The 12,293-nt window shown below is 47.0% G+C and carries 11 protein-coding genes; 2 read left to right on the top strand and 9 right to left on the bottom strand.

Annotated features, from left to right (window positions below):
* Window positions 1-78: 78 nt before the first annotated feature.
* Both mutL and H3S83_RS02960 read left to right on the top strand, forming a co-directional pair.
* Complete coding sequence (mutL, locus tag H3S83_RS02955) at window positions 79-1,944, top strand: DNA mismatch repair endonuclease MutL (RefSeq protein ID WP_198238864.1); 1,866 nt, start codon at window positions 79-81, stop codon at window positions 1,942-1,944.
* Between the two features lie 389 nt (window positions 1,945-2,333).
* Window positions 2,334-2,573 (top strand): DUF2093 domain-containing protein, encoded by a 240-nt coding sequence (locus tag H3S83_RS02960; protein WP_078040300.1) that lies wholly within the window; start codon window positions 2,334-2,336, stop codon window positions 2,571-2,573.
* Between the two features lie 58 nt (window positions 2,574-2,631).
* Here the strand turns inward: H3S83_RS02960 and lpxK are convergent, their stop codons facing one another.
* The 9 genes from lpxK to rsmD form a co-directional block, all read right to left on the bottom strand.
* Window positions 2,632-3,654, bottom strand: a complete 1,023-nt coding sequence (gene lpxK / locus H3S83_RS02965; RefSeq protein WP_198238865.1) for a tetraacyldisaccharide 4'-kinase — start codon at window positions 3,652-3,654, stop codon at window positions 2,632-2,634.
* Window positions 3,644-4,966 carry a lipid IV(A) 3-deoxy-D-manno-octulosonic acid transferase gene (waaA, locus tag H3S83_RS02970; protein WP_198238866.1) on the bottom strand — a complete coding sequence of 441 codons (1,323 nt, stop codon included), beginning with the start codon at window positions 4,964-4,966 and terminating at the stop codon, window positions 3,644-3,646. Before waaA ends, lpxK begins: the two co-directional genes overlap by 11 nt.
* 11 nt (window positions 4,967-4,977) lie before the next feature.
* Window positions 4,978-5,733 (bottom strand): lysophospholipid acyltransferase family protein, encoded by a 756-nt coding sequence (locus tag H3S83_RS02975; RefSeq protein ID WP_198225330.1) that lies wholly within the window; start codon window positions 5,731-5,733, stop codon window positions 4,978-4,980.
* A 226-nt stretch (window positions 5,734-5,959) separates the two neighbouring features.
* Entirely contained in the window at window positions 5,960-6,205 is a 246-nt protein-coding gene (locus H3S83_RS02980) for a DUF4170 domain-containing protein (protein WP_077970212.1), read from the bottom strand.
* A gap of 45 nt (window positions 6,206-6,250) precedes the next feature.
* Window positions 6,251-7,051 carry a 3'(2'),5'-bisphosphate nucleotidase CysQ gene (locus H3S83_RS02985; RefSeq protein WP_198238867.1) on the bottom strand — a complete coding sequence of 267 codons (801 nt, stop codon included), beginning with the start codon at window positions 7,049-7,051 and terminating at the stop codon, window positions 6,251-6,253.
* Window positions 7,038-8,369, bottom strand: a complete 1,332-nt coding sequence (locus H3S83_RS02990) for a TldD/PmbA family protein (protein ID WP_198238868.1) — start codon at window positions 8,367-8,369, stop codon at window positions 7,038-7,040. Before H3S83_RS02990 ends, H3S83_RS02985 begins: the two co-directional genes overlap by 14 nt.
* A 435-nt stretch (window positions 8,370-8,804) precedes the next feature.
* Window positions 8,805-10,133, bottom strand: a complete 1,329-nt coding sequence (locus tag H3S83_RS02995; protein ID WP_246741705.1) for a pitrilysin family protein — start codon at window positions 10,131-10,133, stop codon at window positions 8,805-8,807.
* A gap of 8 nt (window positions 10,134-10,141) precedes the next feature.
* Window positions 10,142-11,614 carry a M16 family metallopeptidase gene (locus tag H3S83_RS03000; protein ID WP_370541327.1) on the bottom strand — a complete coding sequence of 491 codons (1,473 nt, stop codon included), beginning with the start codon at window positions 11,612-11,614 and terminating at the stop codon, window positions 10,142-10,144.
* A gap of 26 nt (window positions 11,615-11,640) precedes the next feature.
* On the bottom strand, window positions 11,641-12,198 hold the full coding sequence (gene rsmD, locus H3S83_RS03005; protein ID WP_370541359.1) for a 16S rRNA (guanine(966)-N(2))-methyltransferase RsmD: 558 nt from the start codon (window positions 12,196-12,198) through the stop codon (window positions 11,641-11,643).
* Window positions 12,199-12,293: the final 95 nt, after the last annotated feature.

The raw sequence follows: 12,293 nt of genomic DNA on the forward strand, positions 1-12,293 counted from the left end.
TCTATTCAAGGGGGATAATGCCGGAGCACAAATGTGCTTTTGCTATACGCCGGTTCATAAATTGGTTATAACGGCTTCATGACAATACATCATCTCAGTGAAACCGTAATTAACCAGATTGCAGCGGGCGAAGTGATCGAGCGTCCGGCAAGTGTGGTCAAGGAACTCGTCGAAAATGCTATTGATGCCGGTGCGACACGGATTGAAATTGTGACAGCCGGCGGCGGAAAAAGCATGATCCGCGTGTCCGATAACGGGTGCGGTATTGCCGAGGACGAACTTGAACTGGCAATTTCGCGCCATTGCACATCCAAACTTGACAATGATGTTCACGACATCCATTCACTTGGATTTCGTGGTGAAGCTTTGCCGTCAATCGGGTCGGTTTCAAAGTTGAAACTGGTGTCACGCACAGCTTCTTCGGAACATGCGGCTGAAATTGTTGTCAATGCCGGACATGTTGATGGGCCGCGTCCCGCAGCCGGTAACGCGGGAACAATTGTCGAAGTGCGCGATCTTTTTTATGTCACACCGGCACGTCTCAAATTCATGAAAACAGATCGTTCCGAAGCCAATGCGATAACCGATATTGTCAAACGGATTGCCATTGCATTTCCGAATGTCCGTTTTTCGCTTTCCGGTACAGATCGCTCGATGCTTGACTATCCCGCGACCGGTACAGGTGAAGAGGCGCAATTACAGCGTATTACCCAGATTATGGGAAAAGATTTTGCCCCCAACGTTATTACTCTTGACGCGGTAAGAGAAGGGGTGGAGCTTAAAGGCTTTGCAGGCATACCGTCATTCAATCGGGGTAACAGTCTTCATCAGTTTGCTTATGTGAACGGCCGACCTGTGCGCGATAAATTGATATTTGGCGCCATTCGCGGGGCTTATGCCGATGCAATGGCGCGCGACCGCTATTCGATTTGTGTGCTTTTCATCAATCTTCCTTCATCCGATGTTGATGTCAATGTCCATCCGGCAAAGGCGGATGTGCGTTTTCGTGATCAGGGGCTTGTGCGCGGGCTTATTGTTGGTGGCATTCGCGAAGCTTTAAGCCATGCCGGCATTCACCCTGCAACGACGGGGGCAGACGCTATGCTTAAAAGCTTTCGTCCTGATGGTGTTCCACCTTCATCATCTGTTCCGCCGCGCCCGACCTATTATAATAATAGAGCTTTTTCCTATAATTCTTTTTCAAGAGCGCCTGTGCCACCGGCAGCGCAAATGGTCAACCAACCGCTTTATAATGCGCCTTTATCAGGCTTCAATGAAGACTATGGAAATGTCTTGGGCGATCTCGATCAACCAACAACAGATAGCCGTCCGGCAATGGAAATTCCAAGCGTTGAGGAACAGCGTTTTCCCCTTGGTGCTGCACGCGCCCAAATTCATAAAAACTATATTATTGCCCAAACTGAAGACAGCCTCATTATCGTCGATCAACATGCAGCTCATGAGAGGCTGGTTTACGAGGCTCTGAAAAAGGCACTTTATTCCAAGCCTTTGCCATCCCAAATCTTGCTTATTCCCGAAATTGTGGAATTGCCGGAAGAAGACGCAACGCGGCTTTTGGCACATGCTGAGACACTGCAAAAATTCGGCTTGAAAATTGAACCTTTTGGCCCCGGTGCTGTCGCGGTCCGCGAAACACCTGCCATGCTTGGCGAGGTGGATGTCAAAGGCCTTATTGCCGATTTGGCTGATGAAGCTGCCGATTATGATACCACAAACGGGCTTAAAGCCATGCTCGATTATGTTGCGGCAACCATGGCCTGCCACGGTTCGGTGCGTTCCGGCCGCTTGTTGCGTGCGGAAGAGATGAATGCGCTTTTACGCCAGATGGAAGCGACCCCGGGTTCGGGAACCTGTAATCATGGACGCCCGACCTATGTCGAGTTGAAGCTTACCGATATTGAAAGATTGTTCGGCCGCCGTTGATTGTCTTTAAGAGCGTCTATCTTTCAGCAATCAAGAAGTTTGAAGATTCGATTTTAGACAAAACAAATTTGCACCTCAGGTTACAGTGAATCTATTGGTTGGAATTTACCGGCGCGTTTTCCTCTCATAACAAAAACCGTCTAGCTTCCGGTTCGGGCCGTTTGTGCCCGATAGGCGCAGAAAACTTGGATGGAAAAAATCTTGAACAGAAACGAAAATCGCCTCTATGAGATAGTAGATAGAGGAGATAGAAAGTCACTCCCTCGAAATGCATGATATGTTTGAATCGAGATCAATAGTTTCGTGAGCGAAGGATTTAAGGCTTTTATAGTTTTCGCTAACGCTTTATAATCATCGCCGATAAGCAATCTGAAAGGTTTAGAATAATGATGTTTCCCGGTGGTGAACGCGAGGCGCAACTCCATTACCTGAGTGGCGATTATGAAGTTTTAACACACGGAACCTATGTTTTATGTGCAATTACAGGCGAGAAAATTCCGCTGGACGAGCTAAGATATTGGAGTGCATCACGTCAGGAAGCTTATGCAAGTTGCGAAATTTCCTATCGCCGTGAACTTGAATGCGATCCCCGTTTGCGTAAGCTTTTGGGCACAACACTTAAAAAATAAGCGTTACTGCCGGTTTTTGCATTGCATTTAAATAAAAGCGCCCATATGAGGCGCTTTTTTATTCCTCAAAAGCGCGGTTTTTGAACGCTTCGAGTGTTTCATTTATCCGTTGCTTACAAAAATCCGGATCATCAAAAGAAACCTCGACATCGAACACAACAAGATTTTCAAGTTTCTTGTCCTGTCCATCGGTTTTCAAACGGGCAAAATCCTTTGCGGTGGTAGCAATGGAAAGGTGTTTTGCCTTGGCCGAGCCGATAATGTCATCAAGGTCGAAATCTGTATAAAAATGATGGTCGGCATAAATCCGCGTTTGTTCAACTTTGCCTTCCAATTCGCCAATCGAACGGAAAAATTTTTTCGGATTTCCTATGCCGGCAAAGGCGAGAAATTTTTTGCCCGAAACAGCATCGCTGGCAGAGGGCACAAGATGGGCAAAGTTTAAAGGTTTTGCTGCACGGGCTGCCATATGGATAACTTGGTTACCTTTGTCACCATTGCCGATCATCAGTACACTATCGGTATAGACAAGTTGGGTTACAAGCGGTGCACGGAGCGGCCCCGCCGGAAATACTGCATTGTTCCCCAAGCCACGCATGCCATCCACCACCATCAAAGCATAGTCGACGAATAGGCGGCGACTTTGAAAACCATCGTCCATCAGGATGAGATTGCATCCTTGTTTTTGTAAAAGTTTTGCGGCTTCCAATCTGTCGGTTGCTACAGCAACCGGTGCATGTCGGGCAAGAAGCAATGGTTCGTCACCGACTTCGCGAGCCTTATCAAATTCGGGGTCAACCAAATGCGGGCTATGTATTTCACCACCATAACCACGCGAAATAATTCCCGGATTAAGACCTAGTTTTTTGGCCGCTTCCGCAAGGCTGATGACGACGGGAGTTTTTCCCGTTCCACCAAGCGTAAAATTGCCGACACACAAAACCGGAAGATCAATCACCGGAATATTTTCCCGTTCCATTCTACGGCGGGCAAAAAAACCGTAAATCCACGAAACCGGCAGCAAAAGCCAACGCATCAATTTTTGGTCGTTCCACCAGAAATTGGGTGCTTCACCAACCATGATTGGTATCCTGATGATGAAGTTTTGCCTGCATGATCAACGGATCAATAAACGGGCGGAGCACTTTTAACGTGCGCTCGAGCGCTCCGCTCATATTGGTAGCCGTATCATAAGCAGCTTCGATCATTTCATAGCGTAACGGTTCGTGGGTCAAAAGTGTGTTGAGCTGGACAGCAAGTTGCGTCGCATCTTCAACGACTCTTGCAGCATTATTGGCAAAAAATACATCGAACGTATCTTTGAAATTTTCCACATGCGGGCCTGTCAGTATGGCAGATCCTAAAAGTGCGGGTTCAAGCGGATTGTGCCCGCCGGTTTCTGTTAAAGATTTGCCGATAAAGGATACTTTTGCAAGTTGCAAAAACACGCCCATCTCGCCAATCGTGTCCACGAGAACAATATCTGTATCATCGGTGGGCATTTGTTTTTCACTATGCCGGACGACATTGAGAGACTTTTTAGCAAGCTCTTCCATAATCTCGTCAGCCCGTTCAGGATGACGGGGCACAATGATTGTCAAAAGATTGGGCAATCGTGTTTTTAAAGCAAGATGAACTTCGGCAGCAATATTCTCTTCGCCTTCATGGGTGGAGATGGCCGCCCAAACCAGCCGGTTATGCAGACTTTCCCGATATTGCATTAACAGGTGTTTGTCGGCTGCCGGTGCAATGTCGGCTTTCAGATTTCCCGAAACAGCAACTGTTTTGACACCGAGCGCATGATATTGTTCGGCATCACTTTCGCTTTGTCCGATGGCCGCATCTATCTGTCTGAAAATGTGCGAAGCGAGAGCCGACCGCTTTTGCCATGAATGGAATGAACGGCCGGACATATGTGCATTGACCATAACTTGCGGAATGTGGCGGCGCGCAAGTCCGCTAATGCGCAATGGCCAGATTTCGGATTCACAAACGAGTGCCAGATCGGGTTTCCAGTGATCAAGAAATCTTCTTATCGCCGGTTTGATGTCGAGCGGCGCAAATTGATGAATAACCCGACTGCCAAACCGGTTTTCAATGAGACTTGCAGATGTAACTGTGCCGGTTGTCAAAAGCACGTTGATATGAAGCTGCAAGATGCGTTCAATGAGGGGAACGAGTGCCAGCGTTTCACCAACACTTGCGGCATGAAGCCAGATAAGCGGTCCTTCGGGACGCTTTTTATCGGTGCGCCCCATACGCTCGCGTTTTCGATGCGGGTCTTCCTTGCCGCGTGCCGCCCTTAAAGATAGATAGAAGGGAACGAAAGGTCGGATCAAGCCGCCCGCAACGCGATAAAGATATAATGCTGTTCGCGCCTTGAATTCTTTCATGATTGCCCCCCTTATTTCCCTTCCCTAAGACGTTTTTCTGCCTCGTCCGTCAGACGGTTCATAATATCGGAAAGTTCGATGCGTTTTTGCTCCATGAGGTCATCATCGGCATCTTCAGGAACATAGAATGCATCTCCCATCAGAAATATGGAATGTCCGAAAGGGAGCGGAATTACGGTTTTGTCCCATGTTTTTTCCAAAATTTTTACATGAGAAAAGGAATAGATATAAGGGACAATGGGGCGGCCGGATATTTTGGCAAGCAATATGATACCCTTACCGGCTTCGCGCGCTGTTCCATGAGCAATATCAGCAATCATTGCCGCCGTTTTACCCTCTTGCAAGGCGCGTTTTAACGTGAGAAGCGCCCTCGCACCGCCTTTATCGGTATTCTGGTGTTTGGATCGTCCGCCCGAACCGCGCACTGTTTCAAGCCCCAGTTTTTCACCGACCCGTGCATTGATCTCGGCATCAGCAGAGCGCGAAAACATGGCAATGATATGTTCTTTTTTCGGGCGCAAAAACGGCCCCATAATATGACGCCCATGCCAGAATGTAATAATGAACGGGTTATAGGCATCATGAGCCTTTTGCGGGTCATCCGAACCTTTAAGCCGTGGATTGGTCCAATAAACCAGACGCAAATAATTGGCCATAAGCGATACAACAATCGCTTTGGTTACACGGGCGTTCATCAGTGGATAGCGGATTTTACGCCACAAGCGGTTCAATATATCCGATTTTTTTTGTTTTTTCTTTTCAGTCATTCAACTGTCGAACCAATCACTTTTCACGAGGCTGGCCGCAATCCTCTTACTTGAAAATAATATAAGCCCGCGAAGGCATTTGAAAAGCCAGTCCGAGACCACGAAATGTCATTGTCATAATCTCCGGCCAAGATCAAGACATGGCAATCAAATGCTCTGCGAAGAATGCGAAAATGCTTCAAAAAGTGTTAAAACTGTATTGGTTCGTTTCAAAATTGGCAAATATCTATTTGCTACCGGAATGTTCAGGATCGAGCAGGCGATGAAGGTGCACAATATAATAACGTTGCAAAGCATTATCGACACTTGACTGGGCTTTTGCTCGCCAGGCAGCTTCGGCAGATTTGTAATCGGGGAAGATTCCAACGATATCAAGATTATCGAGATCACGAAATTCGTTGCTATCGAGATTCTTCAATTCTCCACCAAAGACCAGATGCAACAATTGTTTTGGTTCACCTGTCGCGCTCATATAGACCTCCTATTATTCTCTACCCATTCTCGAGTCGTTAAACGATTATCCCAATCGAATTTTACGGACAATATCTATCACGTTATTAAGCTCGCTGTTCATGCCTGCAATCAAAAAATCGTGTTCGAAAGGCGCTTTTCCATAAAGCGGCTCTTTGTCGTCCATATCCTTTATTGCACCGCCACATTCCTGCAAAATAAGATCGGCAGCGGCAATATCCCAATCATGGCTGTCAGGTTTGACAAGAACGATGTCGATCTTTCCTTCTGCAGCAAGTGCAATACGATAGGCAAGTGAAGGCAGGTAATGGGCAAAACTGACCTGTGATTTGAAGGTTTCCGGAAGCTTGGCTTCAAGTTTTCCGGTTGCAGAAACAACGAGTTTTCCCTCATGACCTTCTATAAGCGGAAGCTTATTGCCATTAAGGCTTGCTCCTTTACCTCTTTCAGCTTTATAGACCGAACGGGTTGCAGGACAATCAAGAACGCCAACTTGCGAAATTCCGTCTTCTATGACGGCGACAGATACACACCAATGTTTCGAACCGGAAAGAAAACCACGTGTTCCGTCAATCGGATCAACCACAAAATATCGTTTATAGTCGCTATGCGGGCGTTCATCTCTGGTTTCTTCCGATATCCAGCCATAATCGGGGCGGGATTTCAATAAAATTTCTTTGAGAACTTTATCGGCAGCAAAATCGCCTTCGCTCACCGGTGAATTTCCCGGTTTGATCCAGACTTTAGGGTCGTGTCCGAAATAGCTTAAAGCCGTCTTTCCCGCTTGATGGGCAGCATTGACGATAAGCTCCAGATCTTCCGAATTGGTTGTACTATTTGCCTGCAAGGGTCATTCCTTCAATCAACAGAGTGGGTGCTGCCGTGCCATAGCGACGGTCAATATCACTTGCCGGTGTAAGATGAGCCAACATATCAAGTAGATTGGAGCCTAGCGTTACTTCACTTACCGGATAAGCAAGCTCGCCATTTTCAATCCAGAAACCTGAAGCGCCACGGCTATATTGACCTGTCACAAGATCGACACCATGGCCAACCAATTCGGTGACGTAAAATCCGGTTTTGATTTCCTGCATGATTTGTTCCGGCGTTTTATCGCCCGGTTCAATCGCAAAATTGGTACTTGCCGGTTGCACCGATGAAGCAGACCGTACACCGTGACCGTTGGTTTCAAGATGAAGTTCGCGGGCAACAGATGAAGATAAAAACCAGTGCTTGAGGACGCCATTTTCAATGACATTGAGCGGCGTTCCCTCGACACCCTCGCCATCAAAAGGACGGGAGGCATTGCCGCGTTTTTTCAACGGTTGATCAGTGACCGTAATTGTCGGCTTCATAATTTGTTCGCCCATGCGGTTTTGCAACAGGCTGGTTTTGCGTGCAACGGCGGCGCCATTTACCATTGAGGCAATGTGGCTTGCAATACCGCGTGCCATGCGCGGTTCGAAAATAACATTGACAGTTCCGGTTTTTGGCTTTCGCGCATTTAACCGCCGAACCGCACGTTCACCGGCATTTTTCCCTATTTTAGTTGTCTCATCGAGAGCGTCGTGGTGAAGAGCTGTTGTATAATCATAGTCACGCTCCATCGCCGTGCCTTCACCGGCAAGTGCGCTACATGAATAGGAAAAGCGACTTGATTGATAACTGCCGCAAAAACCGTCACTGGTGACAAGAACCAGACCGCCGCTCCCATAAGCAGAGGTTGCACCGCCCGAATTGGTGACACCTTTTACCGACAATGCCGCGTTTTCAATCTCCAAGGCCTCTTCTGTCAGGCGTTTGCTGTCGGGTATAAAAGGATCGTAAAGATCAAGATCTTTCGGATTTTTAACAAGGAGAGAGCGATCAGCCAAACCTTCAAAAGGATTTTCAGGTGAAACTTTGGCCATGGCAACCGCCCGTTCGGCAAGGCTTATCGGGTCGGCCGAAAGGTTTGCCGAAATACTCGCTACCCTTTTGCCGACAAATACCCGTAACGAGAAATCATCATTTTCCGATGCTTCGGTTGATTCCACTTTGCCAAGACGCACCGATACGCTTACCGAACGTGAGCCGATGATGACTGCATCAGCACTATCGGCGCCGGCTTTGCGTGCTGCTTCGACCAATGCCGAAGCTTTATCAATTTGGCTATCATGGACCATAGAAGATTCCTCTCGATCATTTTGTATGAGATTTTATAAAAACTTAAGCTATAAAACTCAATTCTTTTCATTAAATGTAGGTAAAATCTCGGAGATCAGGCACTGTGATGAAGACCCTCACAATTTTTTAAACTTTATGCAGAATGAACAGCAGTTTTCAGAAATATAACGGCGACTATTTTCAAAATTATAAACCGGAGATCAATTGATTTCAGTAAAAATGGTCCGGCACTCTTCGTGAAATTTATATATTCTTATGTTTTAACGCGAACATTTGAGATTGAAGCAAAAAAATAAAACCGGATGAATGCATTTTATTAAAATGCCGACCCTTTTAGTCGAGTCGGCATTATAGAGGAGTCGATAGAGCGCCTCGCCAACAAATAGACAAAACCGGCCGCTTTCATGATTTTTAGAGAATCAAGACCCGCTTGTTCAACCTTTTGACGGACCAATGACCAATAAAGCCGGTTCCGGACGAAGTAGCTTTTCTGCGATCGCTTTGACCTGATCACGGGTTACAGCCTCGATAAGTGCGCGTCTTTGATCAATATAATCAATCGGTAATTTTTCATCCTGCAAGCCGACGAGTGTTGCTGCAATTTCCGAGGATGACCCCATATTTTGCACAGCATAAGAACCGATCACGTAACTTTTTGCATCTTCGAGTTCTTGTTCGCTCACACCTTCATCGGCCATTCTTTTCACTTCATTACGAATGGTTGCAAGGGTTTTTTGAGCTTCACTCGAACGGGTGCCGGTAGAAATAGCCAAACTTGCCGAATGGTCATAAAGCATCAAAGACGAACCGACAGTATAAGCAAGGCCGCGTTTTTCACGTACTTCCGAGAACAGGCGCGAGGTAAGACCGGGCCCACCCAGAACATAATTCATCAAATAGGCAGCAAAAAAGTCCGGATCATTACGTTTGATACCGGGGTAAACAAGCATCAAGGATGTTTGTGGCAAATCATAATTGACATTCGCCATACCACCCAGATTGAGTTTTGCTTCTTCTACTTTTTGAAGCACGGCTTTCTCTGGCAAGTCGCCAAATATTTGATCAATGATTGTTGCGGCATCATCCGGTGAAACAGGACCCACAATGCCGATATGGATATTGTCGCGGGCAAACATGTTGTGATGTGCTTTGACGAGATCATCGTGATTTATACTTGTCAGCGTTTCGGGTGTTCCTTCCCCGCGACGGGCATAAGGATGCTTACCGTAGATCAATGTCAAAAGGCGATTTTGGGCAATGGTTTTCGGGTCTTTTTCAGATGCTTTGAGTTCAGCCACCAATTGTTCACGAATACGATCAATAGCGTCATCATCAAAGCGGGGCTTCTGAACAGCAAGCGCAAGCAGGTTGAAAGCCTCTTTGCGATTATCGGCGAGCACTTTCATGCTGCCGCGCATCCGGTCACGATTGACCGAAAATGCCATTTCTGCACCGAGATCATCAAGCCGGCCTTGAAAGGACTGGGAGTCGAAATCACCGGCACCTTCATCAAAAAGTCCGGTCATCAGATTTGCCAAACCTTCTTTGCCTTCCGGATCCTGTGTTGTTCCACCACCAATAGAAAATTGGATTGCTACAACCGGCACGGTTCTATCTTCAACGAGCCAGCCATGGATCCCTTTTTTTGATGTCACATTTTCTATATTCAAGGCACTTGCGGTTGTTATTCCCAAACCGAGGCCCAAAAAAAGCGAGAATGCGAGGATTGAAGCACAATGAAAAATATTCGATTTCTTGTTCATAGCAATCCTCATTTGTTTTTCTTGCTTTGATTGATATTTGCGGATGTTCCTTCGCCAACCGGAGGTAACAAATAGCTGGTAACGCTTTTGTCGGGATCAAGATAGCGATTGGCGACCGCTTTTATATCATCTGTTGTCACTTCTTTCAGTCTATCGGGCCAATGTGTTACATCTTCTATCGTCATTCCAACCGAAAGGGAGCTACCGTAAATTTGCGCGAGACCGGAAGGGCTGTCCAGTGAAAAAATCATATTCTTGATAAAGCGGTTGCGTGCCTGATCAAGTTCGGACTTTGTCACGCCATTTTTCCGGATTTCGGCAAGTTCATGAGCAATTTGTTCTTGAACATCTTCAAGACTTGCGCCTCCCCGAGGCATTCCGTAGAGGTAAAATACACCGTCGTCGACTGCATTGCCGCTATAATTTGCGCCCACTGACGCGGCCGAACCGGTTTTCACAACCAATGACTGGTAGAGCCGTCCACGCGGTGCACCACCGAGAATCTCTCCAAGCAAATCGAGTGCTTGAGCCTCTTTTTTGTTTTTTGCATTGTGATAGGAAGGAACCACCCACATTTTTTGGAAACTTGGCTCGGTGACACGCGGGTCGTGCATTGTCACTGTGCGCAGCGTTTGCTTTTCAGGCTCCTGAGGGCGAATACGCGGACCAATCTGTGAACGGACAGGTAGTTTCCCGTAGATCTCTGTCGCGAGTTCACGCACTTTCTCGGCCGTAACATCACCGGAAATAATGAGGGTTGCATTGTTCGGGGTATAATATTTGTTATAGAAAGCGATCGCGTCATCGCGTGTCAGCTTTTCCATTTCCTGTTTCCAGCCGATCACCGGATTATGGTAGGGACTGTTCATAAATAATGTTGCCCGCGTTTCCTCGGCTAGCATTGCATCCGGATTATTATCGGTACGCATACGTCTTTCTTCAATGATCACGTTTCTTTCCGGCGCTATCACTTCGTCTGTCAAAACCAGATTTTCCATCCGGTCTGCTTCAAACTCCATAATTGTTTCGAGATAATCGGAAGCAACGCTTTGATAATAACCGGTGTAATCATAATAGGTGAAAGCGTTTTCTTCGCCGCCGATTTTGGCAATGAATTTCGAAAATTCGCCATCTTTATGATTTGCTGTGCCTTTGAACATCAAATGTTCAAGGAAATGGGCAATGCCTGTATGCCCCTTCGGTTCGTCGGCAGAACCGACATGGTACCAGATCATTTGTGTGACAACCGGTGCACGATGATTTTCAATGACGACAACTTGAAGACCATTTTTCAAGGTGAAGCTTTGTGTCGGGCCCGATTTTGCGATTTCCGGAAGATCCGGAGTGGTTGAAGTTGTCATTTGTGACTCTGTCGGGGTTTTCTCGCTCGTTTCCGCTGCATAAAGAGGAAAAAGCGCGCTCGTAGATAAAAGAACGCCAAACGTCGCTTTCAAAAACGTTTTTCTCATCAATTCAGGCACAGGCAAATCCTCTCGCGAATGTATGATCACAATTGTAACATATATATATAAATAATTGTGCCACCATAATGGCGCTCGTCGTCAAGCTTAAAAATGTCGGGTAAGCGAATTGTGGCTTCTTTTGTCTCTTCAAGCACAAAAAGCGCATTGTTTCTTACCCATTGGCCTTCGATAGCGGCAGAAAAAGCTTTTTCTCCCAGACCATGCCCATAAGGAGGGTCGGCAAAAACAACGTCGAATGGTTGCATTGTTCCGATCTGTCCTAAACGGGTTGCATCACGGCGCAATAGTCGGGTAACGCCTTGTAATCCGAAGGCTTCTATATTTTCATGAATTAGCCCGCGCCCCTCAACCGACTGTTCGACAAAAGTGCATGTCTCTGCACCGCGCGAAAGTGCTTCTATGCCGAGCGCTCCGGTTCCTGAAAAGAGATCAAGCACGCGTTTGCCATTCCAGAAATTCACTTGCCGCGATTCCAGAATATTGAACAGGCTTTCACGCGTGCGATCTGTTGTCGGACGGATGGCCTGTCCGGCGGGCGTTGCAAGATGACGACCGGAAAATTTACCGCCGACGACCCGCACCTGATCCTCCATTTGGGCGACCGGAACGTTCTCCATCGGAACGTCCGTTTCCTTTGGCGCCGCCCTTACGATCTAGAAATTTGCCTGCTTTTTCG

Source organism: Bartonella sp. W8122, assembly GCF_016102485.1.
Classification (GTDB): Bacteria; Pseudomonadota; Alphaproteobacteria; order Rhizobiales; family Rhizobiaceae; genus Bartonella; species Bartonella apihabitans.